The 25,257-nt window shown below is 65.4% G+C and carries 28 protein-coding genes and 1 riboswitch; of the genes, 12 read left to right on the forward strand and 16 right to left on the reverse strand.

The genetic code is table 11. From position 1 onward, the window contains the following. Window positions 1-9: 9 nt before the first annotated feature. Window positions 10-1,395, reverse strand: coding sequence for a DUF2079 domain-containing protein (locus E3T31_RS10075; RefSeq protein ID WP_134468615.1), 1,386 nt, complete (start codon window positions 1,393-1,395; stop codon window positions 10-12). A 269-nt stretch (window positions 1,396-1,664) separates the two neighbouring features. On the opposite strand from E3T31_RS10075, the gene E3T31_RS17795 reads away from it, so the two are divergent. Continuing rightward, the gene (locus tag E3T31_RS17795; protein ID WP_206750314.1) at window positions 1,665-1,838 is read left to right on the forward strand and encodes a hypothetical protein; all 174 of its coding nucleotides are present in this window, start codon (window positions 1,665-1,667) and stop codon (window positions 1,836-1,838) included. Window positions 1,839-2,001: 163 nt separating this feature from the next. Here the strand turns inward: E3T31_RS17795 and moeB are convergent, their stop codons facing one another. The 4 genes from moeB to thiO are packed head-to-tail and all read right to left on the reverse strand — an operon-like array spanning window position 2,002 to window position 5,484. Next, complete coding sequence (gene moeB / locus E3T31_RS10080) at window positions 2,002-3,174, reverse strand: molybdopterin-synthase adenylyltransferase MoeB (RefSeq protein WP_134468616.1); 1,173 nt, start codon at window positions 3,172-3,174, stop codon at window positions 2,002-2,004. Continuing rightward, window positions 3,171-3,962: a thiazole synthase gene (locus E3T31_RS10085; protein ID WP_304993886.1), complete on the reverse strand. Its 792-nt coding sequence runs from the start codon at window positions 3,960-3,962 to the stop codon at window positions 3,171-3,173. The genes moeB and E3T31_RS10085 overlap by 4 nt, the downstream gene beginning before the upstream one ends. A gap of 2 nt (window positions 3,963-3,964) precedes the next feature. Next, window positions 3,965-4,234, reverse strand: coding sequence for a sulfur carrier protein ThiS (thiS, locus tag E3T31_RS10090; protein WP_241977820.1), 270 nt, complete (start codon window positions 4,232-4,234; stop codon window positions 3,965-3,967). Window positions 4,235-4,266: 32 nt separating this feature from the next. After that, the gene (gene thiO, locus E3T31_RS10095; RefSeq protein WP_134468618.1) at window positions 4,267-5,484 is read right to left on the reverse strand and encodes a glycine oxidase ThiO; all 1,218 of its coding nucleotides are present in this window, start codon (window positions 5,482-5,484) and stop codon (window positions 4,267-4,269) included. 61 nt (window positions 5,485-5,545) lie between these two features. Between thiO and thiE the strand changes: the two genes are divergently transcribed. Then, entirely contained in the window at window positions 5,546-6,190 is a 645-nt protein-coding gene (gene thiE, locus E3T31_RS10100) for a thiamine phosphate synthase (RefSeq protein WP_134468619.1), read from the forward strand. Between the two features lie 34 nt (window positions 6,191-6,224). Here the strand turns inward: thiE and E3T31_RS10105 are convergent, their stop codons facing one another. The 6 genes from E3T31_RS10105 to E3T31_RS10130 all read right to left on the reverse strand — a co-directional run bounded on the left by E3T31_RS10105 (window position 6,225) and on the right by E3T31_RS10130 (window position 12,954). Further along, a complete protein-coding gene (locus E3T31_RS10105; RefSeq protein ID WP_166788464.1) occupies window positions 6,225-7,784 on the reverse strand; it encodes a bifunctional hydroxymethylpyrimidine kinase/phosphomethylpyrimidine kinase in 1,560 nt (519 codons plus the stop codon). Beyond that, window positions 7,767-7,866: riboswitch (TPP riboswitch) on the reverse strand. It overlaps the preceding gene by 18 nt. Window positions 7,867-7,938: 72 nt before the next feature. Continuing rightward, window positions 7,939-9,372, reverse strand: a complete 1,434-nt coding sequence (locus E3T31_RS10110) for a dihydrolipoamide acetyltransferase family protein (RefSeq protein ID WP_134468621.1) — start codon at window positions 9,370-9,372, stop codon at window positions 7,939-7,941. Further along, complete coding sequence (locus tag E3T31_RS10115) at window positions 9,372-10,391, reverse strand: alpha-ketoacid dehydrogenase subunit beta (protein WP_134468622.1); 1,020 nt, start codon at window positions 10,389-10,391, stop codon at window positions 9,372-9,374. Before E3T31_RS10115 ends, E3T31_RS10110 begins: the two co-directional genes overlap by 1 nt. Next, entirely contained in the window at window positions 10,388-11,530 is a 1,143-nt protein-coding gene (gene pdhA, locus E3T31_RS10120) for a pyruvate dehydrogenase (acetyl-transferring) E1 component subunit alpha (RefSeq protein WP_134468623.1), read from the reverse strand. The genes E3T31_RS10115 and pdhA overlap by 4 nt, the downstream gene beginning before the upstream one ends. A gap of 109 nt (window positions 11,531-11,639) precedes the next feature. Further along, window positions 11,640-12,128, reverse strand: a complete 489-nt coding sequence (locus E3T31_RS10125) for an Lrp/AsnC family transcriptional regulator (RefSeq protein WP_134468624.1) — start codon at window positions 12,126-12,128, stop codon at window positions 11,640-11,642. A gap of 7 nt (window positions 12,129-12,135) precedes the next feature. Beyond that, the gene (locus E3T31_RS10130) at window positions 12,136-12,954 is read right to left on the reverse strand and encodes an oxygenase MpaB family protein (protein WP_241977822.1); all 819 of its coding nucleotides are present in this window, start codon (window positions 12,952-12,954) and stop codon (window positions 12,136-12,138) included. 194 nt (window positions 12,955-13,148) lie between these two features. Here E3T31_RS10130 and E3T31_RS10135 point away from each other — a divergent pair, with 194 nt between their 5' ends. The 3 genes from E3T31_RS10135 to E3T31_RS18705 all read left to right on the forward strand — a co-directional run bounded on the left by E3T31_RS10135 (window position 13,149) and on the right by E3T31_RS18705 (window position 14,445). After that, window positions 13,149-13,709 carry a YceI family protein gene (locus tag E3T31_RS10135; protein ID WP_092449159.1) on the forward strand — a complete coding sequence of 187 codons (561 nt, stop codon included), beginning with the start codon at window positions 13,149-13,151 and terminating at the stop codon, window positions 13,707-13,709. A gap of 184 nt (window positions 13,710-13,893) precedes the next feature. Continuing rightward, on the forward strand, window positions 13,894-14,070 hold the full coding sequence (locus E3T31_RS17800; protein ID WP_166788465.1) for a hypothetical protein: 177 nt from the start codon (window positions 13,894-13,896) through the stop codon (window positions 14,068-14,070). Between the two features lie 24 nt (window positions 14,071-14,094). Then, window positions 14,095-14,445 carry a type II toxin-antitoxin system VapC family toxin gene (locus E3T31_RS18705; protein ID WP_370304454.1) on the forward strand — a complete coding sequence of 117 codons (351 nt, stop codon included), beginning with the start codon at window positions 14,095-14,097 and terminating at the stop codon, window positions 14,443-14,445. Here E3T31_RS18705 and E3T31_RS10140 read toward each other — a convergent pair. After that, window positions 14,442-15,281, reverse strand: coding sequence for a phosphotransferase (locus tag E3T31_RS10140; protein WP_134468625.1), 840 nt, complete (start codon window positions 15,279-15,281; stop codon window positions 14,442-14,444). The two genes, E3T31_RS18705 and E3T31_RS10140, sit on opposite strands and share 4 nt — an antisense overlap. After that, on the reverse strand, window positions 15,278-15,460 hold the full coding sequence (locus tag E3T31_RS10145; RefSeq protein WP_134468626.1) for a hypothetical protein: 183 nt from the start codon (window positions 15,458-15,460) through the stop codon (window positions 15,278-15,280). Before E3T31_RS10145 ends, E3T31_RS10140 begins: the two co-directional genes overlap by 4 nt. A 420-nt stretch (window positions 15,461-15,880) precedes the next feature. Between E3T31_RS10145 and E3T31_RS10150 the strand changes: the two genes are divergently transcribed. From E3T31_RS10150 to E3T31_RS10160, 3 genes are all read left to right on the forward strand, one after another. Next, window positions 15,881-16,915, forward strand: a complete 1,035-nt coding sequence (locus E3T31_RS10150) for a nitronate monooxygenase (protein WP_134468627.1) — start codon at window positions 15,881-15,883, stop codon at window positions 16,913-16,915. A 228-nt stretch (window positions 16,916-17,143) separates the two neighbouring features. Further along, window positions 17,144-18,592: an amino acid ABC transporter substrate-binding protein/permease gene (locus E3T31_RS10155; RefSeq protein ID WP_134469228.1), complete on the forward strand. Its 1,449-nt coding sequence runs from the start codon at window positions 17,144-17,146 to the stop codon at window positions 18,590-18,592. After that, a complete protein-coding gene (locus E3T31_RS10160) occupies window positions 18,589-19,317 on the forward strand; it encodes an amino acid ABC transporter ATP-binding protein (protein WP_134468628.1) in 729 nt (242 codons plus the stop codon). The genes E3T31_RS10155 and E3T31_RS10160 overlap by 4 nt, the downstream gene beginning before the upstream one ends. A gap of 257 nt (window positions 19,318-19,574) precedes the next feature. Here the strand turns inward: E3T31_RS10160 and E3T31_RS10165 are convergent, their stop codons facing one another. Beyond that, on the reverse strand, window positions 19,575-20,618 hold the full coding sequence (locus tag E3T31_RS10165; RefSeq protein WP_166788466.1) for an aromatic acid exporter family protein: 1,044 nt from the start codon (window positions 20,616-20,618) through the stop codon (window positions 19,575-19,577). A 333-nt stretch (window positions 20,619-20,951) separates the two neighbouring features. After that, window positions 20,952-22,085: a septation protein SepH gene (sepH, locus tag E3T31_RS10170; RefSeq protein WP_134468629.1), complete on the reverse strand. Its 1,134-nt coding sequence runs from the start codon at window positions 22,083-22,085 to the stop codon at window positions 20,952-20,954. 199 nt (window positions 22,086-22,284) lie between these two features. Here sepH and E3T31_RS10175 point away from each other — a divergent pair, with 199 nt between their 5' ends. Next, window positions 22,285-22,578 carry a DUF4193 domain-containing protein gene (locus E3T31_RS10175; RefSeq protein WP_092449195.1) on the forward strand — a complete coding sequence of 98 codons (294 nt, stop codon included), beginning with the start codon at window positions 22,285-22,287 and terminating at the stop codon, window positions 22,576-22,578. A 5-nt stretch (window positions 22,579-22,583) separates the two neighbouring features. On the opposite strand, the gene E3T31_RS10180 is transcribed toward E3T31_RS10175, so the two are convergent. Beyond that, window positions 22,584-23,036: a DUF3093 domain-containing protein gene (locus E3T31_RS10180; RefSeq protein ID WP_134468630.1), complete on the reverse strand. Its 453-nt coding sequence runs from the start codon at window positions 23,034-23,036 to the stop codon at window positions 22,584-22,586. A gap of 38 nt (window positions 23,037-23,074) precedes the next feature. On the opposite strand from E3T31_RS10180, the gene dut reads away from it, so the two are divergent. From dut to E3T31_RS10195, 3 genes are read left to right on the forward strand one after another with little or no spacing between them, the layout of a single operon-like run. Next, on the forward strand, window positions 23,075-23,572 hold the full coding sequence (gene dut, locus E3T31_RS10185; RefSeq protein WP_134468631.1) for a dUTP diphosphatase: 498 nt from the start codon (window positions 23,075-23,077) through the stop codon (window positions 23,570-23,572). Then, window positions 23,569-24,198: a DUF3710 domain-containing protein gene (locus tag E3T31_RS10190; protein WP_134468632.1), complete on the forward strand. Its 630-nt coding sequence runs from the start codon at window positions 23,569-23,571 to the stop codon at window positions 24,196-24,198. The genes dut and E3T31_RS10190 overlap by 4 nt, the downstream gene beginning before the upstream one ends. Before the next feature lie 6 nt (window positions 24,199-24,204). After that, window positions 24,205-25,047, forward strand: a complete 843-nt coding sequence (locus E3T31_RS10195) for a DUF3159 domain-containing protein (protein WP_134468633.1) — start codon at window positions 24,205-24,207, stop codon at window positions 25,045-25,047. Window positions 25,048-25,257 lie beyond the last annotated feature (210 nt).

Genomic DNA, 25,257 nt, shown 5'->3' on the forward strand with positions numbered 1-25,257 from the left:
CCAGCAGGCTCAGTGAGCGCGGGCGACCTCGTAGCCGCCGGAGGAGTAGATCGTCGTGAACACCACGCCGCGGTGTAGGGCCTCGGCGACGACCTGCGCAGACGTCCATTCGCCGGGCAGGCCGCCCGTCTGACGGTCGATCACCAAATAGTCGGGGAGCGGATTCTGGTTGCCGAGCCAGTAAACATCCGTTCGTTCCACCAGGTAATTCATCAGCCCGATATCGGATTCGACCCGGGCGCCGTCGGGCACAACGGAGAGGGCGGCCTGCGCGGAAGCGGCGCGATCCGTCGAAAAATTGGCCGACACATTCGTCAGCTTGAACAGCGGCAGCGTCGTCGCGAGCACCAGACCGGCAACGATCGAAACGGATGCCGCCCGCCGCCCGAAACCGCGCAGCCAGCCCCGCCGACTGATGCGCACGAGCACAATGCCATCGAGCGCGGCGGCGAACACGATGGGCATGAGCACGGCGCTGTACTGCCAGGTTGGACCCCAGTAGCCCGAGTTATCGGACAGAAACCGCCAGGCCAGCGTCGGCAGCAGCACGAGGGCGAGCGGCGAGCGCACCGCAATCACGCCGCCGACCACGAGAAGCAGCAGCAGCGTCACCCCCTTCTGCGGCTGCAGCAACGCGGCCGGATCGCTGAGAATAGCGGGCAGGTCGATACTGCTCGAGTAGGCCCAGGCACCGTTCGGATTGAGCAGCGGCAGAATCACGAGGCTCGCGAGCGCAAACCAGCCGATACCCCAGACGGCGAGCCACACTCCAAACGGATGTCGGCTGCGCACGGCCAGCACGATGCCGAGGGCGGCAACGGTGAGGCCGAGGTCCTCCTTGACGAACACGAGCGGCATCGCCCAGAGCAGGCAGGCCACCCACTTGCGCAGCAGAAACGCGGTCAGCGACAGTGCGAGGAGCGGCACGGCGAACGCGATCTCGTGAAACTGCGCCTCCACCGCGCCCTGCAGGCCCCAGCTGAAGGCGAAAGCCAGCCCGAACAGCGTGCCGGTCACCGGCCCGAGCAATCGCATCGCGCCGTAGGTCAGGGCCGCAGCGGCGAGACCGAACAGCGCATTCTGTACGACCAGCAGCGTGAAGGCGTGCGGAAAGATCGCGAAAATCGGGGCGAGCAGCACCAGGAGCGGATGAAAGTGGTCACCCAGCAGATTGAATCCGTCGCCCTTGATCGTCACGATTGGAGCCTCGAGCGCGGCATACTGCCGGGCCAGCTGGGTGAAGATGCCGAGGTCCCAGGACGGAGCGGCGAAACTGCGCCACTGCAGCGCCGACAACACGGTGTACGCAGCGGTCGCCACGAGTCCGACGGCCGCCGGCAGCAGAATGGGCCGCCGCGCGCCTAGCCGAACCGGTCCCACGCGCGATCCCCTCATCCGTCAACGCTAACGCACCGGCACCCGGCACCGCCTTCAGCACCGCACCAGCTCGGCGCCCGCGTAGCGCCGTCAGCACCGTCGCCCCGACCGGTGCCCGCGCGCCGATGGCAGCGACGCGGCGTCCAGACCGGGCCGGTGCGCGCCGCGGCATCCGGGTAACTGAGGTTTTGGAGCAGCATGGGACCTTTGGCACTGTTTCGGGGCCGGGGCGCGGAGCAGACTAAGGGCGTGCAGCCGACAACAACACCTCTGGAGATCGCATGACCATGACTTGCCCCTTCTGCCGGTCCCCAGCCCGGCTCAGCCCGAATCCGGCCCACGCCGAGCGCACCTCGCTCCCGGTCTACCTGCTCAAATGCTCGGGATGCGACCACACGAGTGTGCGCGTCTCTCCGGTTCTTGGCGCGTTCGCGTCCCGCGCCGCCTCGGTCAGCGCCTGAGGTTCTGACTCTCGCTGGGGAACCCGATCCTCAGCGAGCGCAGCCGCACGCTGCCCCCAAATCGTGCCTTCCCGGCCCCTACACCGGCGAGTGGCAAAGAAAACACCTTCGCATCCCCCTGCGAAGGTGTTTTCTTTGCGTTCGACCGCCCCGGTAGCTTCGTTCAAGTCGGCAGTACCGGCGCGATCTCCCGCACCCACGCGTCGATACCACCCTCGACCTGCCACACCCGGTCGTAGCCATGGCTATGCAGCTTGGCCAGAACGGCAGCCGAGCGGGCACCCGCCTTGCAGTGCACCACGATATCGCGGTCCCGCGAGAGAGACGAAAGTGCTTCCCCCGAGAGGATTCCGCCCTGCGGAATGAGCAGCGCCCCGGCGATATGCACGATGTCGAATTCCCCGGGTTCCCGCACGTCAATGAGGTCGAAGTCACGCGCGCCGCGCTTCCGGCTCTCGAGCATAGCCGCGAGTTCGTGCACGGAGATCGCGTCGTCGACCTGATTCGATGCGGGCATTGTTTCGCAGAATACGTCGTAATCGATCAACTCGGTGACTGGTTTATTGGCGGGGTCGCGTGCAATGGCGAGTTCGCGCCACGACGCGTCAAACGCGTTGAAGAGCACGACCCGGCCCAGAAGCGTGCGGCCGACTCCGGTGATCAATTTCACGGCTTCGGCGACCATCGTGGAGCCGATCGTTCCGCAGAGCATCCCGAACACTCCGCCTTCTGCGCAGTTGGGCACGGAGCCCGCCGGTGGGGCTTCTGGATACAGGTCGCGGTAGGTGGGGCCGTGCTCATTCCAGAACAGGCTGACCTGCCCGTCGAAACGCAGGATGGATCCCCAGACACAGGGCTTGCCGAGCATCGCGGCGGCATCACTGACCAGATAGCGAGTGGCGAAATTATCGGCACCGTCAACGATCAGGTCGTACTGGGCGAATAAGTCCAGAGCGTTCGCCGAGTCAAGCCAAACATCGTGTCGGTGAATCGACACGAGTGGGTTGAGCTGGGCTACCGCTGCGGCAGCGGACTCAAGTTTCGAGTGACCGAGGTCTGCAACGCCGTGGATAATCTGACGCTGCAGGTTGCTCAGGTCCACGGTGTCATTGTCGATAACACCCAGGGTGCCCACCCCCGCAGCCGCCAGGTAGAGCAGTACCGGCGAACCGAGACCGCCGGCGCCAATCACCAGCACCCGCGCATTCTTCAGCCGTCGTTGGCCGATAACACCCATTTCGGGAATGAGAATGTGGCGCGAGTACCGCTGGAGTTCCGCGGCAGTTAGCTCGTCGCCCGGTTCGACGAGCGGTGCTAAGAGTGTCACGTCATTCATAGGTCGGGCCTCCCGTTCATCGTCGATGAAGCCAAGGCGAGTTCACGCTTCGGAATCCGGCCAGCCTGGGACGCCAGCCGACCCGCAATTACCGCATGTTTGAAGGCTTCGCCCATGAGTGCCGGGTTCTGCGCGCGCGTCACCGCCGTGGCCAGGAGCACGGCATCGCAGCCCAGCTCCATCGCGAGCGCAGCGTCGGATGCGGTGCCGATTCCAGCATCCAGCACCACGGGAACGCCGGCACGAGAAACGATCAGCTCGATATTGTGCGGATTGAGGATGCCGAGCCCGGTGCCGATCGGAGCCCCAAGTGGCATCACGGCGACGGCACCGAGATGCTCAAGGCGAAGGGCCAGCACGGGATCGTCATTTGTGTAAGCGAAAACCTTGAAGCCGCGCGCGACAAGCTGTTCGGTCGCGTCCAGCAGTTCGACCGCATCGGGAAGGAGGGTGTGCTCATCGGCGATGACCTCGAGTTTGATCCAGTCGGTCTCGAGGGCCTCCCGCGCCAGCTGTGCGGTCAAGACGGCTTCGCGCGCGGTAAAGCAGCCAGCGGTATTGGGCAGTACCCGAATGGAGCGATCGACCAGAAGATCGAACAGCGATCCGGCCGTCGTCACGCTGTGACGCCGCATTGCGACGGTGGTGAGCTCGGTTCCGGAGGAGTGAAGGGCCGCCCCGAGGCCCTCGAGGCTCGGTGCGCCGCCGGTACCCATGATTAGACGTGAATTCAACTGCACGCCGTCGATCACCAGGCTGTCAGTGATTGTGAGTTGTTCGGTTTCCACGGTCAACCTCCCTGAACTGCGGTGACAATTTCAATGTCATCGCCGGCCGTGAGCACGGTGCCTGACCATTGACTGCGTGGAACGACTTCACGGTTGCGTGCAACTGCCACGCCGAGACGTTGTTTGTCGGTCGCACGGCCATCCGCTGCGATCTGGCGACCGGTGATCTCGGCGACCAGGTCGGTCACGGTGCTGCCGCGCCGAACAATTCGTTCTGTGCCGTTGACGGTGATCGCGCTGGCGGGTATATAAATGGGCCTGGATTCGGTCACGAGCTGACAACTCCTTGTAGGGAAACGGATGCTTACGGTCGGGTTGCAGAGAAACGGTGGGGCCGAAAGCGCTCCCACCGCTGGTCGGCACTTCCCTCGATAAGCTGAAGACAGTAATGGGCAGCTACCGGTGTGAGCAGTACGCCGTGGCGGAAAAATCCGGTGGCGATGATAAGCCCGGGGACGTCGCTGCCTGGTGTTTCCCCACCGGTTCGCGAGACCCGGCCAAGCAGTGGCGCGTTATCGGGCGTTCCTGGACGAGCGCGAGCGGTTACTTCGATCAGCTCGAGCTCACTGACCGCCGGCAGCAACACCTGGGCGTCACGCAATAGCTGATAGACGCCACCAGCCGACACCGCAGTGGAGCCGTCTTCGCGTTGGGTGGCTCCGATCACGACCGTTCCGTCCGATCGTGGAACCAGATAGACCGGCACGCCGTGCACCAGTCCGCGGAGCGTGCAGGTGAGCAACGGCCGAAGGTGCGCCGGCACCCGAAGCCGCAGAATATCGCCGTAAACCGGTCGAAGTGGCAGGGTCAGTCGCTCTGGTAGCCCGTTCAACCCGGCCGCCGCGAGGCCATTGGCCACAACTACTTCGGCGGCACTGACCGTTCCGCCATCAGCCAGGGCGACACCGGTAACGCGAGATGAGACATCCGCGGAATCGTCGTGCAGTAGTCCCATGGCATTCACCCGGATCAGGGCGTCGTGGCCCCACCGGCCGCTTTTCGCCAGCGTGGCAAGTGCGAGTTGGATGCGCTCGGCGAGCCGGCGCGGGTCGACCTGATGATCCTGCTCCACCATGAAGGCACCGGAAACGTGAGGGCTCAGCAGCGGTTCAAGCACGCGCGCCGCGCGAATGGTCAGCGGGTCGACGGCTAGCCCGTTGGCGAGCTGCACCCCGCGCAGGTCGGCCAGCGCTTGCCGGTCGGCCGAATCAGCGCCAACACTCATGGTGTGAGTTCTCTGATACCCGGTTAGGTGATGATCGGGCCCCAGTGATTCGATGAACGCCGGATACAGCGCCGAGGAGGCGAGCATGAGCTCGAGCAACACCTCTTCTTGGTAGTGCAGTTCGCTCACCGCCGCGAGCATTCCGGCCGCAGCGTACGTTGCGCCGCCGGCGGGGTCCGGATCGATGACGACCACCGTGCGGCCGGAATGCGCAACAGCCCAGGCAATGCCGAGCCCGATAATGCCACCGCCGATCACGGCGACGTCGACCGTGCGGTTCACGACTCGTTCATTCATGGTGCGCACCGTTCCTCTGCGCTGGCACGGACGCACGAACTTGGCCCATAGGGTTGGTCGCATGGACCAGATAAAAGCCCGGCTGTATCTCTGCACCGATGCCCGGAAGGATCGTGGCGATTTCGCTGACTTCGTGGCGGCGGCGTTCGCTGGTGGGGTCGACATTATTCAGCTTCGCGACAAAAATATCGACGCCGCCGAGGAGCTCGAATATCTCGAAATTCTGCGCTCGGTTGCCGACCAGCACGCACGACTCTGGGCCGTCAACGATCGGGCGGATATTGCCAGCCTGGCGGGCGCTCCGGTATTTCATGTAGGCCAGACAGATCTGCCGGTGGCCGCCGCTCGTACCCTGCTTGGCCCGGCCGCGGTGATCGGCCTGTCCACACACAGCACCGAACACGTGGATGCAGCCCTGGCCGCGAACGATCTTAACTATTTTTGCGTCGGCCCAGTCTGGGCCACACCGACAAAACCCGGTCGAGCGGCGGTCGGAACGCAGCTTCTGCGTTACGCGGCCGCCCGCAGTGCAGCCACCGACAGCGAGCTGCCATGGTTTGCCATCGGCGGCATCGACCTCGGCAACATCAACCAGGTCGTCGATGCTGGTGCGACTCGAGTGGTTGTGGTGCGCGCGATCACCGACGCCAACGACCCGACGGATGCCGCGCAGCGACTTCTGGCCAGCCTGCCCGCGCTGGGCTAATACCGCACACGGTACCGAGTTTGGCGTGGTCATCTCAGGCCAACACAGAGTGCCGAGGGGCGTCGAAGAAGTCGAGCTCGAACCGTGACGAGGTGGCAAACGCCTGGCGCATTGCCGAGCGTTGCGCGTCAGAGGCCGTGGCCGCAGCGTCGTCGGTGAGCGCGATGACTTCCCTCGTGGCCGCGGCGAATTCTTCATCGGCATAGGTCTGGAGCCACGCGGCATATGGATGTACTGCTGTCTCGGTGCGCGCCAGAAAGTCGGTGTGCAGCCGCTCACCGACATCCGCATAGAGCCAAAAACAGGGCAACAGCGCCGCCAGAAGCACCGCATAGTTTCCGCCCTCAGCGAGCCCGAGCAAGTGATCCAGGTAGCCAGCCGTTACCGGGCCGGCCTCGGACGACACGTCCCGTTGCCCCAGCCAGTTTCTGTGCAATTCCAACTCAACGTCGCGGCACCGTCGTGCCGAATCGGCCAGAAACCGCTGTGCGTGCATGCTCGGCGCGATCTCACTGGCGCGCGCAAGAACGCGCGAGTAAGTGGCGAGGTAGAGCGCGTCCTGAGCGAGGTAATACGCAAAATCTCGCTCGGCCAGAACCCCAGTACCGAGATCCGTAATGAACGGCAGATCGAAGATCTGCGTGCGAATCAGCTCGACATCGCGCCACAGTGTCGCACTGAACTTCACCGAATCAGCTGGTGTGGCCGACTCGGCCGACTCGGCCGACTCGGCCGACGCGCCTGCGAACAGCCGATGAAAGTGATGGATCGGGCCATGGCCCTGACCGACCTCGAGGTCGTCGGCATGGGTCAGGGCATCCTGAAGCCAGTCTTTGACCTCGGCCAGAGACGCAGCCCAGTCCCCGGTTCGCGCCTGTACCGTGGCCATTGCCGAGGAGAGCGAGCATCCGGTGCCGTGGGTATTCTTGGTGGCGATGCGCGGCGAAGCAAACTCGACAACGCTCTGTGCCAGCAGCCCGTGGGTGTTGACCAGGGCATCAGGGCAGATGGTTTCGTCGAAATGACCCCCCTTCACCAACACGGTTACTCCGGTGCGGGCTGATAGTCGTTTGCCCTGCTCGATGGCCGCAGCCCAGTTTGCCGCTGTGGGTTCTGCGAGCAGAACGGCCAGCTCGGGAACGTTGGGTGTGACGAGATCGGCGAGGGGGATCAGATCACGCAGCGCCTGCTCGGCTTGGGGTTCGAGCAGCCGGTGACCACTCGTTGCCACCATCACCGGGTCGAGCACGACGAGCGGAGGACGGTGGGCATTGAGCCAGGAACGCACCTCGTGAATCACGTCGATTTCGGCGAGCATGCCGATCTTCACGGCATCGATAGTCACGTCATCGCTCACGGCGTTCAATTGCTGGCGCAGAAACGCGACCGGCGGGGTGTGCACCGAGCGCACCCCGCGTGTGTTCTGCGCGACCAGAGCTGTTACTACTGCCATGCCGTACCCGCCGTTGGCCGCGATGCTTTTCAAATCGGCGTGGATGCCGGCACCGCCGGTCGGGTCGGTGCCGGCGATACTGAGAATCCGCGGCGTGATGCGCGGCGTGATATTCGTGGTCTGATCAGTCATCCGTGACATTCCTTCGCTAGTGCTAACTAGACAGGTTCAACGGGTATTCATCTCAGCTCGCGCATTGTGCGGAGCACCCCGTGTCACTCAGCAGCCTATACGCCAACAAACATCACTCAGTTACCGATGGCAGAATCGTGGGCGTTCAGGACACGCCCCGAGCTCACAGGTCGGCGAGCAGGCTCACCGGGTTTTCAATGCAGCCGGCCACATAGGTGAGAAACCCGGCGGCGGTTCCGCCGTCGCAGACCCGATGGTCGAACACCATGGAGAGTTCTACGACGGTGCGAACCGCGAGTGCGTGTTCGACCACCCACGGCCGCTCGATCATGCGCCCAATGCCGAGAATGGCCGCTTCGGGATGGTTGATGATCGCGGCCGAACCGTCGACGCCGAGCGATCCGAAGTTGTTGAGGGTGAAGGTTCCCCCGGTCAGCGCGCTCGGCGAGAAGGTGCCGTCGGGCGACTGTGCGACCAGCGCGGCGAGGGCATCGCGCAGTTGCCGCGTACTCATCGCGTGGGCACGGTGGATGACGGGAACCATCAGCCCGCGTGAGGTCTGCGCCGCGATGCCGAGGTTGATGGCTCCGTGCTGCAAAATCTCCTGACTCGCGGTGTCGACCGAGGAATTGAGCACGGGATAGAGCCGCAGCCCGGCCACCACGAAGCGCGCGATGAGTGCCGTCACGCTGAACCGCTCACCCGTCGCCGCGAGCAGCTGGTCCCGCGCGGCGAACAGGGCGGTCGCGTCGACGTCGAGCCAGATCGTCGCCTCGGGAATCTCCCGACGCGACGTGGTCAGCCGCTGCGACACGACCTTGCGCAGGCCGGTGATGGGAATGCGAATATCCGCACTCGCCGCGTCGACAGCGCTGGGCGGCGTCGCAATGTCGACATCGATTGCCACATCGATTGCCACATCGACAGCCACGGCCGGAGCGGTGAGCGCGCGAATGTGTTCCTCCACGTCGCTGCGCAGCACCAGACCGTCGTGCCCACTGCCGGCCAGCGTGCTCGCGTCGAAACCGTTCTCGCGCGCCAGCCGGCGCACGATCGGAGACACGACGGGGGAGCGGCGGATCGGGTCGACCGTGCTGGACGACTTGATGGCCGGAGAAACGGATGCCGCCACATCGGCGGGGCGCTCGGCCAGCGCAACGGCGACGGGCGACGTCGATGCAGCCGATGCCGGGGCATCCGCTGCCCGCGGGGTGCCGAACCGCCCGGCGGCCACCTTGCGCGCCGGCCGGGTGCTTTCGGTCGTGCCGTAGCCAACCAGAACGGCTCCGGAGCCTTCGACCGCCGTGACGGTCGCCGCGGCGACCGGAACGCCGACAACACCGGCTGAAGCGTCATCAGTCGAGTCGGTCACGGTCAGCAGCACCTGCCCGGCATGAATGACCTGGCCGGGCTCGCCGAACAGGCTTGCCACGACGCCGCCGTAGGGCGACGGCAGCTCCACGATCGACTTGGACGATTCAACCTCGACCACGGCCTGGTCGATGGCGATCGTATCGCCGGGAGCGACCAGCCAGGCCACGATCTCGGCCTCGGTCAGTCCTTCACCGAGGTCGGGCAGCAGAAACTCGCGGCTCATCAGGACCACTCCCAGGTCGACAGCGCGGCGAGGATTCGGTCGGGGGTCGGCAAGAAATACTCCTCGAGCTTGGGTGACGGGTACGGAAGGTCGAAGCCGGTGATGCGCAAAATGGGCGCGGCCAGGTAGAAGAAGTTGCGCTCGGTCAGGCGAGCGGCCACCTCAGCGCCGTAACCGCCGAACTGGGCGGCCTCGTGCACGATCGCGGCCCGGCCGGTCTTTCGAACGGATGCCCCCACCGTCTCGTCATCAAACGGCGACAGCGTGCGCAGGTCGATGACCTCGATCGAGAGCCCCTCAGCCGCGCCCTGATCGGCCGTCGCGAGGGCGGTCTTCACGGTCGGACCGTAGGCGATGAGCGTGACATCGCTGCCCTCCCGGAGCACGACGGCCCGGTTCAGCGGCTCGGTTTGCACCGGCAGGGAAAGCTCCGCTTTGCTCCAGTAGCGACTCTTCGGCTCCATGAAAATCACCGGGTCGTCGCTCGCGATGGCGCCCCGCAGCATGGAATAGGCGTCGGCCGGGTTCGACGGGCTCACCACGGTCAGCCCGGGCGTCGCCGTCCAATACGCCTCGGAGGAGTCGGAGTGATGCTCGACGCCGCCGATATCGCCGGCGTAGGGAATGCGAATGACGATCGGCAGCGAAATCTTGCCGCGCGTACGGTTGCGCATCTTCGCCACGTGCGACACTATCTGCTGGAACGCTGGGTAGCTGAACGCGTCGAACTGCATCTCGACCACCGGGCGCAGGCCGTACATCGCCATGCCGATGGCCGTTCCGACGATGCCGGCCTCGGCCAGCGGCGAGTCGCTCACCCGGGTCTCGCCGAATTCGGCGTATAAGCCGTCGGTGACCCGGAACACGCCGCCGAGCGGCCCGACGTCTTCGCCGAACAGCACGACCGTCGGATCGTCGACCATGGCGTCGTGAATGGCCGCGTTGAGGGCGGCGGCCATGGTCAGGTTTTCCGGAGCGCGCACAGCTGTTCCGTTCTCGAGGGTCTGCTGGGGGCTCATCGGGTGCTCTCTTCGTATTCACCAGCGGATGCGTCGGCGTCGCCGTCGAGTTCGGCCGCCAGAAAGGCGCGTTGCTCGGCCAGGGCGGAGCGGGGGGTGGCGTAGACGTGCTCGAACAGCTCGAGCGGATCGACCACCGCCTGCTCCGTCATACACTTGCGGGTCGTCGCTGCGAGCGCCTCCGCGGCCGCAGCGACGGAAGCGCGCTCTTCCTCGGACAACGCCCCCTGGGCAATGAGGTACTTCTCCAGGCGTTCGATCGGGTCGCGGCTGCGCCACAGATCCACGTCGGCGGTTTTGCGGTAGCGGGTGGGGTCATCCGAGTTAGTGTGCGCCTCGATGCGGTAGGTGAGGCCCTCGATCAGGGTCGGGCCGCCGCCGCTGCGGGCTCGGTCGACCGCCGCTGAGATGACCGCGAACATGGCCGCGACGTCGTTGCCGTCAACGTAGAAGCCGGGCATGCCGTAGCCGATCGCCTTGTCGGCGATGGTGCGGCAGGCCATCTGCTTGTCGAGGGGCACGCTGATCGCGAACTGATTGTTCTGCACCACGAAGACGACGGGGGCCTGCCAGACTGCGGCAAAGTTGAACGCCTCGTGAGCGTCGCCCTCGCTCGTGGCCCCGTCGCCGAGCAGGGTGAGCGCCACGGTGTCGTCACGCTTGAGCTTGGCCGCGGTGGCGAGGCCCACGGCGTGCAGTGCCTGGGTGGCGAGCGGGGTGGCCTGCGGGGCGATGCGATGCTGTTGATAGTCGTAACCGCTGTGCCAGTCGCCGCGGAACGAGGCGAGAATATCCTTCGGCTCGACGCCGCGCGTGAGCAGCGCGATGCTGTCCCGGTAGGTCGGAAACAGCCAGTCCTGCGGCGAGAGCGCAGCGACGGCGGCGATCTCGCAGGCTTCCTGGCCGAGCGCGGATGGGTAGGTGGCGAGGCGACCCTGTCGGGTGAGGGCGGTGACCTGCACGTCGAACCGGCGGGCCACGACCATCTGCCGGTAGAGGCCGACCAGCGTCTCCACCGGGGGAAGGACGAATCCGCCGCTCTCGGTGCCCGGAACGGCGTTCCCCGAATCATCGATCAACCGCAGGGGTGGGGGTGCCAGCACGGCCGTCAGTGGCGTGCTCTCGACATTGAGGCTCATGAGCCAATGGTGCGCCCTTTTCGCAGGCCTGGCCGCGCTTTTTCCCAGTTGTGAACGATTGGCCGATCATCCGCCAGACGGCGACCAATCGGCATGGTTGAGTCCTGAATCAGTGCCAGGCGTCCGGAGTCGCTCCGGGTGCGTGCCCGATGATCTCGTCGAGAATGAGGTGGGACCGGGTCGAGATCACCCCCGGCATGGTGTGGATATCGCGCAGAATGGCCTGGCTGAGCTGCTCATGGTCGGGAGCGCTCACCGTGAGAATGATGTCGATGTCGCCGCTCACGGCCTGCGCCTTCTCCACGAACGGCAGTTCGGCGAGCTGCGCGGCAATTGCGCCCCAGGCGACGTCGCCGATTTTCACGACTACGAGCGCGGACACGTTGAGCCCGAGTGCCTTACGGTCGGTTTGGGCACCGAAGCCGGTGATCACGCCGTGGCTGATCAGCTTCTGCACCCGGGTGTGGGCGGCGGTGCGGGAGATGTGCACCTGCAGGGCCAGCTGGCGCATCGAGAGTCGACCGTCCCGGCTGAGCTCGGCGATAATCTGGCGATCGGTGCTGTCGAGTCCGGGGTGGGGAGTCTGGGGCTGCGTCATTGGACTCTCACACTACCGGCGCGGGCGCGGCCGCCGTGGATTCGCGCAGACCGGATTTGCGCAGCACTCGCAGATAGTGATTCTTGGGCCAGTGGCGGAGTGCCAGCGGCAGGCGGGGATAAATCAAGCGGATACCGCCCAGCACGCGATCAAAGCTCCGCTCGTGCCGCTTTGACCAGGGAAGTTCGAACAACACGCGAACGTGGGGCGGCAGCAGTCCGGCGGTCATCAGCCGGGCCAGCGGCAGAGCGGCCCGATACCAGAACGGAGCCGACCGCGAGTGCAACAGCTCGTGCGCGACCGCGCGGGTGGCGGCATCCGTTGTCAGCAGCTGCAGCTGCTCGTTCCAATACCGGCGAAAGGCGGCGCGATCTGTCGGCCACAGCTCCGGCGGCACCTGCAGTGACGTGCCGAGCCGGGCGTATTCGCTATAGACGGTATCGGCGATGTCGTCGTCGAGCGGGCCGTAGATCAAAGCGTGCAGGTGGGTGGCCGATTCATAGAGCGTTGCGGCAACCCAGAGCTGCAATTCGGGGGTGAACGCGTTGTACTCGGGGGTCGTGCCGACCGAATGCACGGGAATGTGCGCGTGATTGACCCGCGCGGCCATAGCAGCGGCCAGGTCGGCCTCGCCGAAGACGGTGGCGTAGACGTAGCTGAGCGTGCCGTTCAGCCGGGCGAGCGGCTTGGCGGCGAAATGGCTGTGGTCGGCCACGCCGTGCCCGATGGCCGGATTCGCCAGCTGCAACAGGATGGCCCGGCCTCCGGCGGCGATCAGCAGGCTCTCACCCGCTACCCCCCGCATGCTTGGTGCGCGTGCGCTCACAGCAACCTCCCAATAAACACGCAGAACCTCGTGACAGGGTGAGCCTATTCGGTCGGCCTGAGTTTAGGTCCCGTCTGAACGCCCGAACAGGGGAAGATGAATACTTGTCTTCTGGGGAATATGTGCGTCTTCTATGCGCTTGCATGTATCCGAGGGCGACAATTCCTGGGCCCACACACTTGAGGAGAACTTCTATGAGCGAGACCACGATCACCAATATCCCGGGCTACAAGGCCGGAACCTGGACCATCGACAAGACCCACAGCTCCGTCAGCTTCAGCATTCGCCACATCGTCATCAGCAAGGTCAAGGGCACCTTCGATGACTTCGACGCCACCTTCGTGACCGGCGAGGACCCGCTCCAGACGAGCGTCACCGCCTCGGCCAAGGTCGTCTCGATCAACACCAACGAGCCGGGCCGCGACGGTCACCTGCGCACCGGAGACTTCTTCGACGCCGAGACGTACCCGACCATCGACTTCGCGTCGACCGGTGTGCGCGTCGTCAAGGGCGAATATCTCGTCGACGGCAACATCACCATCAAGGGCGTCACCAAGCCGGCCACGTTCGAGCTCGAGTTCGGCGGTTTCGGCGGAGACCCCTACGGCAACTACAAGTTCGGTGCCACGGCCAAGACCGAGGTCAACCGTGAAGACTTCGGCCTCACCTACAACGCTGCCCTCGAAACCGGCGGAATGCTGCTCGGCGACAAGGTCACCATCACCCTGGAACTGCAGGCCGCGCTCAACGCGTAACCCGTAGTTTTTCGCGTTTCCACGAAGCGCCGTGCAGGGCCCTACTTCGGTGGGGCCCTGCCTCGTTAATCGTTTGGCCTTCCCGACAAGTGATGTATCTTTCATCGTGCTAAGAATGCAGATTTCCCTAACGGAAGACGAGCGTCATGCCGTCGATGCGGAAGCCGTTTGCACGGGTAGGTCTGTGTCTGCACTCACTCGAGATGCTGTCGAGGCGCTCTACCTGTCGGAGCGTTCAAGCGAGGCAGATTTGCGGGTCATGCGCGCCTCCTTCGGGACGTGGAACGGTCGCGACGTCGACGGCGCGACCTGGGTTGACCGGGTACGCTCCGGCGGCCGTCTGCGGCAGACCGCGTCGTGACCGTCCTCGTGGACACGTCGGTTTTTGATCGATTACCTCCGAGGCCCCCAGGGTGCGGCCGATGTCCTCGAAACCGAGCGTGTTCTGGCACCCCTGCACGCGAGTGAGATGACTCGCCTCGAAGTTATGGCCGGAATGCGACCGAAGGTGGAGGCAGGTACTCGGGCACTGCTCGCGACGTTGATTTGGCATCCGGTCGATGCCGAGGTCGCTGAAGCAGCGGGTGCATTGGGCCGACAGCGGCTACCCAGCCATCACACGATTGGTGGTGCGGACCTAGCGATTGCTGCCACAGCGATTCGCTTTCAGGCCCGATTGCTCACACTCAACCCGCGACACTTTCCGATGTTTCCGAACCTGCAGCTTCTGTATTAGCCAGCGTCGAGTCGGAGCATCCATTCGGTCAGGCGTCGGCGCAGCCCGGCGCCGTCCAGGTCGTCTCGGCCGAGATCCGTGTAGTTGGGCGCCCAGGTTTCCACTCGGGGGTAGGCCTTCATCGCTGCGAAGTGGTCCCAGAGGGCCACATCGGGGGTGGGGGAGCCGAACGCCTGGTCGTAGGCGCGGGTGAAGCCGTCGGCGACCGTCACGTCGTAGAGAAACACCAGGTCCTGGCGACACCAGGCCAGGTCGTACCCGCGCGGCGCTCGCCCGGCGCCCGACCAGTCCACGATCCCGGTCAGGCGTTCGTTCAGCCAAACGGTATTGCCGGACCAGAAGTCGTTGTGGGTGAGCACGCGGGGTTCGCCGGTGAGCTGGTGCCACACGGAATGCATCGGTGACTCAGTCGCCGGTTCGGTGAACAGGTCGGTGAGCCCTGGATTAACAGCAAGAGAGTGGATGCGCGCAAGCGCCGCCCCGAGTTGTCGCGCGAAGTCGTGCGGGTTTGTGGGGGTGATCGAGGCCCGACCTGGCAGCAGCGTCGTGACGATGACCGGGCATCCGTTCACTGTGCCGTCAGCGTCGGCGGCCAGCAGCTGCGGTGCCAGCTCGCCGAGGTCGCCCAGGGTGCTGAGCACGCGGATCTCGAGCCGCACGGCGTCATCACCGGGCGGAAACTGCCGCAACACGAACTCGGCGCCGTCGGGGGTGCCGACAACGCTCGTTCTGGCGTGGGTGCCGCCGGGCAGCGAACGCACCCAGCGCAGCTCGGCGACGGCGAGTTGCCGCGCGGCCCACTCGAGCACGAGGGGTGAGGGAGCGGCTGCGGTCATTCGCTCACCCCGACACGTTTGACCGTGCGGTCGAGGCGACGGATCGCGAGCAGAGCGGCGATGACCAGAAGAATTCTGCCCCCGAAGATCACGCCCTGCGTGGTGTGCTGTGGCACGACGAGCAGGGGGCCGCCCGACAGTATGGCGAGCAGAGCAACTGCAATGTAGAAATACCCCATGATCACGCACCCCCCTCGTCGTTCCACCCTAGCGATACCGACCGTGGAGCCATCTCATTCGGTTGACCGCAACTCACGGTACGGCCGTCGTTGCCGTTTCGCGTCGCCGGACACCTCCCGGTGCGAGTTGCCAGCTTCGGCCCCATCGCTGGCGGGAGAGGACACGTTCCGCCCCTGGGCCGGCTCTCAGGGGGCCGAACGCGCCCTCTCACCGGAGGTGACCAGGTTTCAGGGGTCGGAGGTTGTCGTCTCGCGGGGCTGGGCCCGCGGCGCATGAGGTCTCGCCCAGCCGGTCGTCGGGAGGTGGCCGGCCGGGGCTAAGGTGCAAGGGTGCCCGAGAACGCGTCGGGCACACGAAAACAGTCGAGAGAATGCAACTCCAGTCGATAGAGGTGCACTCTAAGTAGTCGAGGAGATCCCGTGTTCACCCTAAATGACCTAGCGATTCCGATCATCGCGGCGCCGATGGCCGGCGGCGCCTCGACGCCGAACCTCGTCGTCGCCGTGAGCGACGCGGGTGGCCTCGGCTTTCTGGCTGGCGGCTACAAAACTCCCGAGGCGCTGGCCGAGCAGATTCGCACCGTGCAGCAGCGAACCGAGCACGCCTTCGGTGTCAACCTGTTTGTTCCGCAGTTGCCCCTGACCGACCGCGCCGCCGTCGAGGCCTACCGCGACGCGCTGGCCCGCGAGAACCCCAGCGCTGTGTTCGCCGAAATTGACGAGACCGACGACGACTGGTTTGCCGAGAAGGTGGCGGTCGTGATCGCGCGACAGGTTCCCGTGGTCTCGTTCACCTTCGGCCTGCCTCCGGTAGACGCCGTCGAGCGGATGCACACGGCCGGGTCGTTCCTAATCGCCACGGTCACCTCGGTGCCCGAAGCCCGTCAGGCGGTTGACCGCGGCGTCGATGCACTCTGCGTGCAGGGGCCGGAGGCCGGCGGGCACCGGGGGACCTTCACCACGCGGGACGAACCGGGCACCCTGGCTCTGGGGGAGCTGTTGATCGCGATGCGCGAGGTGGTGACGCTGCCGCTGATCGTGGCGGGCGGCATCCACTCTGGCGGGCAGATCGCCTCGTTGCTGGCTGCCGGAGCCGAAGCTGTACAGCTCGGAACCGCCCTGCTGCGCACCGACGAGTCCGGTGCGAACCCGGCCCACCAGGACGCCCTCGTCGACCCACGGTTCACCGAGACCGTCATAACCTGGGCCTTCTCCGGCCGCCCGGCCCGCGGCTTGCACAACGCCTTCATCACCGCCCACGACGCGACCGTGCCGCACGAGTATCCGCAGGTGCATCACCTCACCAAGACCGTGCGAGCGGATGCCGCCCGCCGCGGCGACCCGCACGGCCTCGCCCTCTGGGCCGGTACCGGATTTCGGGAAGCGGGCACCGGCTCGGCCGCGACCGTGCTCGCTGCGTTGTGGGCTGACACGCACGCTGCCGTCGTCTCGTAGCAGGTCGTCTCGTAGCTTTTACGTGTCCTGACGGTGCCGAGGAGCTGGAGCCGGTCGGCTCCGGAACGGTCGAGAACCGTGCGGCGGCCCCCAAGGTAGGCTTTATCGACAGGGTGAGCGGCAGCCGCTCCCCGATGGATCAGCGTCGATCGGCGCCTCTGACCCTGGGGCCGCTAGGCCAATGTAGATCGCACAACAAGAAATGGTTCTCCTTTGCGCAAAATAACTATGTTCCGGGCGGGCAAGCTCACGGTCGCCGTCACGGCGCTGCTGGCCCTCGCGGGCGGATTCCTCGGCGTCAGCGCCGCGGCCGCGAGTCAGCCACAGGCGGCTACCGCCGGCGAAAACTACGTCATCGGCACCGACACCACCTTCGCGCCGTTCGAGTACCGCGAAGACGGTGAACTCACCGGCATCGACATGGACCTGATTCGCGACATCGCGAAGAACCAGGGGTTCACGGTCGAGATTAAGTCGCTCGGCTTCGACGCTGCGCTGCAGGCGCTGCAGTCCAATCAGGTGGACGGCGTCATCGCCGGCATGTCAATCACCGACGAGCGCGAGCTCATCTTCGACTTCTCCGACCCGTACTTCGACTCCGGCGTGCAGATGGCCGTCGCCGAGGACAACACCGAGATCACCGGATACGCCGACCTGGCCGGTGAAACGGTCGTCGCCAAGCGCGGCAGCGAGGGCGAAACCTTCGCCAACTCGATCAAGGACGAGTACGACTTTACGGTCAAGGCACTCGCCGACTCGGCCACCATGTATGACGACGTCAAGGCCGGCAACTCCGTCGCGGTGTTCGACGACTATCCCGTGCTGGCCTACGGCATCAACCAGAACAACGGGCTCAAGTCCGTCACCGAGAAGGAGCAGGGCAGCTCCTACGGTTTCGCCGTCAATAAGGGGCAGAACCCCGAGCTGCTCGCCGCGTTCAACACCGGCCTCGCCGAGTTGCAGGACAACGGCGACTACCAGGCCATTCTTGACACCTACCTGGAGCAGCCGGCACCCGCCGCGGCATCCGGTTTCTTCGGTCTGCTCAGCGACAGCATGCCGGCGCTGCTGAAGGGCCTCGGGCTGACCCTGCTCGCAACCGGCCTGTCCATTCTGATCGCCCTCGTGCTCGGCGTGGTATTCGGCTTCTTCAAGGTCTCCGAGAGTCGCATTCTGCGCGGCATTGCGAGCGTCTACGTCAGCATCTTCCGCGGTACCCCGCTGCTCGTGCAGGCCTTCTTCTTCTACTTCGGCCTGCCGCAGCTCACCGGGCAGTCGATCGACGTGCTCACCGCCGGTGTGCTCACCCTGAGCCTGAACGCCGGTGCCTACATGACCGAGATCGTGCGCGGCGGCATCCAGTCGGTCGACCCGGGTCAGACCGAAGCCGGTCGCAGCCTCGGCCTCGGCTACGTCACGACCATGCGCCGTGTCGTGCTGCCGCAGGCCGTGAAGATCATGACGCCGTCGTTCATCAACCAGTTCGTGATGACCCTGAAAGACACCTCGCTGCTCGCCGTGATCGGCTTCGCCGAGCTCACCTATCAGGGCCAGCAGATCTACGCGGCGAACTTTCGCACCGGTGAGACCCTGCTGATCGTGGCGGCGCTGTACTTCATCGTCATCAACCTGCTCACCATGCTCTCCAACAAGCTCGACCAGAGGTTCAACAAATGAGCAAGATCAGTGTCACGGGCCTCCGCAAGTCGTTCGGCTCCAACGAGGTGCTCAAGGGCCTCGACGTCGAGATCACCGAGGGCGAGGTCGTCTGCGTCATCGGCCCTTCGGGTTCGGGCAAGTCCACCTTCCTGCGTTGCCTGAACAAGCTCGACGAGCTCAGCGCCGGCACGGTTATCGTCGACGGATTCAACCTCAGCGACAAAACCGTCGACCTGAACGAGGTGCGAGCGCACATCGGTATGGTCTTCCAGCACTTCAACCTGTTTCCGCACATGACGGTGCTGCAGAACATCATGCTCGCGCCGACCGAGTTGAAGAAGGAATCCAAAGCGGATGCCCGCGCCACCGCCCTGAAACTGCTCGAGCGGGTGGGCCTGTCCGACAAAGCGGATGCCCGCCCCGCGCAGCTCTCCGGCGGCCAGAAGCAGCGCGTCGCGATCGCCCGGTCCCTCGCGGTGAACCCCGACATTATGTTGTTCGACGAGGCCACGAGCGCCCTCGACCCCGAAATGGTGGGGGAGGTGCTGCAGGTCATCCGCGACCTCGCCGCCGAGGGCATGACCATGGTCGTCGTCACTCACGAAATGGGTTTCGCCCGCGAGGTCGCGGACCGGGTCATTTTCATGGCCGATGGCCTCATCGTCGAAGAAGGGACTCCGGCCGAACTGTTCGGCAACCCGCAGCAGGAGCGCACCCAGGACTTCCTCTCCAAGGTGCTCTAAACCGCGTGACCCGAAAACGGATGCTCCGCGCGAGACACGCGCGCGGCATCCGTTTTTCTGTGCCGGTCAGGGATGACCTTGCCCGGTTTGGGTAGCCGCTACGGTAATCGGCGTAGCGCGCACCCAACGGGGCCGCGGTCACCACCGTCGACTTCGGCTGTCGATCGTGAGTGCGCCCGGTTTGGGTAGCCGCTACGGTAATCGGCGTAGCGGCTACCGAAATGGGGCGCGGCTATCGAACGGATGCTCCGGGCGGCTCAGGCCCGGTCGCCGACGATCTCCTCGCGCACCCGGCGCAGGTCCTCCATGAGCGAGCCGATCAGAATCCAGTGGTCCGGGTGCGGCGTCACGATGCGCAGCGGCGCGGTCAGGGCCAGCACCTCGGGGGCCGGCGGCTCGGGCGCCACCGTGAGGTCGCCCTCCGCGCGAGCGAGCAGCCGCAGATCGTGCGCAGCCCGGGCCAGCTCCTCGGAAAAGGCCTGAACGCTCGGCTCCAACTGCAGGGAGGCATCGTAGTGATCGTGCAGGGCCCGGGTCATGCCGATAGCGCGGGTCACGAGGGTCGGCAGCCGCCCGATCATCTCATGGTCGGCGTCGAGCGCCAGGCGCAGTTTGGCCTTGCGCGGGTTGAGCATGAGGCTCTCCTCCGCCTGCACGATGGCCTTCTCCGCCTTGACCAGCATGGGGCGCAGCAGCCGGGCCTTGATCATCAGCTCCATCAGGTCGACCGGGCTCTGCGGGGTGCGCAGCGCCTGGGCGATGCGCTCGAAGGTATCAGCCACCTCGCGAGCGAGCAGGGCCACAGCATCGCGTGCCGGCGCAATCAGCACCGGCGGAACGATCAGGGCGTTGATGATCAGCGCGATCCCCGCACCGATGAACGTTTCAAAGATGCGATCGAGGGCATACCCCGGCGTCGTCGCGCCGAGCGCGAGCACGAGCATGGCGCTGATCGGAATCTGGCTCGCCGACACCGGCGACAGCCGCAGCGCCCAGGCGACGAGGATGCTGACCACGATCGTGCCGAGTACAACCCAGCTGGACTGGCCGAGGAAGAAGCCGATCGTGGAGGCGATAATGACTCCGCCGATGACGCCAGCGGTACGTTCGATCGCGCGGCCGAGGGTCTGATTGACACTCGGCTGCACCACGAGCAGAGCCGCAATCGCGGCAAAGATCGGCAGGTCGTTGGGCAGCAGCAGCTGGGAGACGATCCAGGCCAGGGCGACGGCGACGGCCATCTTCACGACCTGCAGCACCGGGAGTCGGGTGGGGATGCGCAGGGCCGATGTTAGTTTCACTGCTCAAGGCTAACCCGACCTCTCCTCAAGCGGATGCCGACAAACCCGTCTTACACGCTGCACGCCGGCCGGAACCTGGTGCAGCGTGCCGCGCATCGGCCACGAACGCACGATGTCACCCGAATTGACGCTGGCCTGTACCTCGTCCAGCGTTGTGCCGGGGGAGCGCACCCCGATGGCCTACTGGGCCGCCGGGTAGTCCTGGGCCTGCACCGCGCGCATCCGCTCGACGACCGCAACGGCCCCAGCAGCGGTGGCCCGGCCAGGCCCTGGGCGTGCAGGCGCAGAACGTCGGCGCGGGAGGCGGCAGCGCCCGTAATGATCAGCCCGCGCCTAGCCCAGGTCGTCGTCGGTGCGAGCTCCGAACACGATTTCGTCCCAGCTCGGCATCGATGCTCGACCGCGCTTGGGTGTGGTGCGCCCATGGTTGGTGCGCTCTTGGGCGCGGGCGGCCTGGTTGGCCCAGGCGTTGCCGGTCGGTTCCGGCGTGGTCGCCGGCGCCGCACTGGACTCGTCGGTAACCGGACTGTCCATGGCCGTGGACCGACGGGGCCGCATCATTGCCGCAGGCTGCACCGAAGCGGATGCCGTCGGCTGGGCCGCCGCAGCATCCCGGCTGCCAGCCGCCTCGCGTTCGCCGCGGCGTCGACGCAACGATTCCAGAAGATCGGCGGTTTCGCTCATGTTCGATGCCGGCTCGGCAGCGCGTTTGATCGCGGCTTTGGACACAGCATCATCCCGGCTGAGCGAACGGGAAAACGGCACAGCCTCGAGGTTCGGGCTGGTGTCGTTCAAAATTTCGTCGGGCAGGGATTCCTTGAAGTTGAAGGCGTTGCTGTCGAAGCGGGAGACATCGGCGGCGCTCGTCTCCGAGCCGACCGCGCGCAGCCGGGGAATGAGCGAGCCCTTGAGCTCGCCCTGCTGCGAGAGCGCGATGGCCTCGCTGCCGACCGGCGATAGTGAGTTCTTCTTGGGTTCGAAGCCCCAGCGGGCGTCGTGGTCGATCTCATCTGCGGTGAACGACAGCTTGACGATCCAGCCGCCGCCGGGCTCTTTCCAGCTGGCCCAACGTTCGCCGGTGGCGCCGAGCGAGGCGAGACGCTCCCGAATGACGCTGCCGAAGTTGACGTTTTCGTCGACCGGATCCGGATCGATCGCGGTGTGTACCGGCACGCTGAGCGCCGACGAGACGATGTACTCCCGTTCGGCTACGACCGGGCCCTCGAAGCGGCGCACGTAGTCGAGGGACGCGCCGGTGACGGCCGCGACATCCTCGGCGGACATGCCGGAGCGAATGTGCGCCTGAACCTCCCGGGGGGAGAGTTTGGGCGCGAGGCTCCGCTCTGTCTGGGTTTGGCGAAGCCGGGACTGAAGAACCTCGTCGATGGCGATGCGATATCGGTCACCATCTTCGGACGCTGCGAGCAGCGCACCGTTCTCAACCCCAATAACCTTCAATTCCTGCATGAAGACAAGCCCTCTCGCGATTACCGTTGGCTGCAAGACTGCCACGACTTGGGGCAATTTCGCGGGAATACGCTGGGCGTGCCGCAAGTTGTTTTCCGTGTCCGAATAAAAAGGTTGGCGGACGGTTTGCTATTCCGTCCGGATTATTGGAAACTGTGCCCGCCGATTTCAATTATCGGCGTAACTGAAATGGATGGGCATGGCAACCGATTACGACGCACCCCGAAAGACTGAAGACGACTCCGAGTCGATCGAGGCCCTCAAGGAACGTGTGCCAGATAAAATGTCCGGCAGCGTTGATGTTGACGACTCCGACAACCCGGGTGGGTTCGATCTACCCGGCGCCGACCTGTCCGACCTGGACCTCGATGTCGTCGTTCTGCCCGCGCAGGCCGACGAATTCACCTGCGTGAATTGCTTCCTCGTGAAGCACCGTTCGCAGATGGGCCACGAGACCAAGCTCGGAATGGTCTGCCTGGAGTGCGACTCCTAAACCTGCTAACCGACGTTGGTCGTTCGTGATCCATTGATCGCGGCGGCCAACTCCGTCGGGTGCCGGCTGGAGATGATCCAATACGGCGCCGGATCGGTCGGATCGACGATCGGAACGCGCACGACCGGGTCGATCCAGCCGCGAATGAGCAGCCAGGCCCGGGCATCCAGCCGGGGTCCGCGCTCCTGGGTGGCTTCGGCCTTGATAAAGGAGACGGCTTCCCCCACAAGGTGGGTAGAAATCGTGGCCGGGCCGGCTTTCAGCTCGCCGTTCTGCACCCGCACCACCGGTGAGGCCAGCACGAGCAGCACTACGCAGCCGCCGTAGAGAACGGCGGCCGTGATGATGCCGGCCGGCAGGGAAATCGGGACGAGCACCAGGATGCTCGCCGGTATCACCAGTGCGGTGACGATGAAGGCCCACGGAGTAGGCCAGAGTTTTTCGCGGTAATGAGGCATGGCTCTATTCGATCAGATATCTGCACTACCCTCGACACGTGGCAGAAAGCGTCGAAGTACTGATCCAAGCATCCATCCTCCCGAACTACGCACATCCCGGTGATGCCGGGGCTGACCTGCATTCGGCCGAGGCCCTCATGCTCGCTCCCGGTTGTCGTGCACTTGTCGGCACCGGCGTGTCGATCGCCTTGCCCGACGGGTTTGCCGCCTTTGTGGTTCCGCGCAGCGGCCTGGCGTCCAAGCGCGGCATCACCATCGTGAATTCCCCGGGGACAGTGGATGCCGGCTACCGCGGCGAAATCAAGGTGGCTCTGCTCAATACCGACCAGAACGAGTCGTTCACGATCAATATCGGCGACCGCATCGCCCAACTCATTGTGATGCCCGTTGCCCGGGCCACCTTCATCGCCGTGGACCGGCTGCCCGGCAGCCACCGCGGCGAGGGCGGCTTCGGTTCAACGGGCGTAGAAGCTGCTCCACTAGAAAGTGCACCATTGTCGGGCGATACTGCCCAGCGCGAAGGAGAAAATCGGTGACTGACACCACGACCCCCGGGGACTTCCTCGAGCCCCATGCTAAATCGGCACCAGAGAACCGCGAGAGCGATGGCCCGTTCGACGAGTCCGAAGCCAACCCGGTGCGGCCATACGTCGACCTCGGCGGTATCAAGATTCTGCCGCGGGAAGGCCTGCACCTGCGCCTCGAAATTGAAGAGGGCAGCAAGCGCGTCGTCGCCATCGGCCTCGACTTCGCCGGGTCGACCCTGCAGGTGCAGCCGTTCGCCGCTCCGCGGTCGAGCGGCCTGTGGCATGAGATTCGCGACCAGATCGCCGACCAGATCGGCAAGCAGGGCGGTACCACGACACCGCGCGAGGGCCCGTTCGGGCCGGAACTGGTCGCCGAGATTCCGGTTGCGGCCGGTCAGGAAGCCGGCGGCGTCACCCGCCTGGCCCGTTTCATCGGCGTCGACGGGCCGCGCTGGTTTCTGCGCGGTGTGATCGCGGGCGAGGGCGCGATCGATCCGAATGCCGCAGCGCAGATCGAAGACCTGTTCCGCAGTATCGTCGTCGTGCGAGGGGGAACCCCGATGCCGCCGCGTGATCTGATTCCGCTGCGCATGCCCGCCTCGCCCACCGGCGCGACCGAGACCGCCGCGGTCTAACGAGCCATGAGCGACACCCCCGGTCAGAACGGACAGCAGGGCCAGCGCGATGAAGCGCACGAGCCGGTGCCGACGCCAGCCGCGGCGCCGGAACCCGCTCCAACGCCGGAGCAGGCGCAGACCGCGTCAGCCCTGTTCGCCGAGTCGATGGCCGGGGCGGCCCGCCGGGCCGGATTCGGAGCGGCGACCGAGGGGGAGCCGATCAGTGGACAGGCCCTATTGAAGGCGATGGGCGGCATCCGCGGTCTGATTGAAGCTGTACTGCCCGGCCTTGTTTTTCTAGTCACCTACACACTGACTATCGACCCGTCGACCGATGTGACGAGTGACCCGATCGGCACCCTGCTTCCCTCACTCGTCGCTCCGCTGGTCATCGGCGTGATCTTCGTCGCACTGCGCGCGATCACCAGGCAGACGACGACGCCGGCCCTCGGCGGCCTGGTCGGCACCGCTATCAGCGTCGCGCTGGCTCTCTTCTCCGGCAAGCCCTCCGATTTCTTCCTGGTCGGCCTGTGGACCAACGCCGGCTACGGTGCCGCCCTGCTCATCTCCGTGCTCGTGCGCTGGCCGCTGATCGGCGTCGCCGTCGGGTTCCTCATGGGCGACGGCATCGCCTGGCGCCTCGATGCCAGCAAGCGGCGCGTGCTGACCATTCTCACCCTGTGCTGGACCGGCCTGTTCCTCGGACGCCTCGCCGTGCAGCTGCCGCTCTACCTCGCCAATAACGTCGAACTGCTCGCCTCCATGAAGCTCCTTATGGGCATCCCGCTCTACGCGCCGTTGCTCGTCGTGTCCTGGCTCATGGTGCGCTCGGTCTATCGCAAAGCGGATGCCGCCGACGCGCTCTGAGAATCGACCTCTGCGCGCTCGGGCGCACTGCTAGAGTTATCTTGACGTCAAGATAGTTGACCGGCGATCACTCGTCGGCGCAACTCGATGGAAAAAGGCAGCTCCCGGCATCCGCCGGTAAGGCTTGCCTTGCTGGCACGCGGTTGTGCCTGCCACAAGAATTGAGGATTGCCGCCGGTTTCCCGTCGGCTCCTACAACGGAGAGGGCAC

It is taken from the genome of Cryobacterium sp. TMS1-13-1, from assembly GCF_004403125.1.
Lineage (GTDB): Bacteria > Actinomycetota > Actinomycetes > Actinomycetales > Microbacteriaceae > Cryobacterium > Cryobacterium levicorallinum.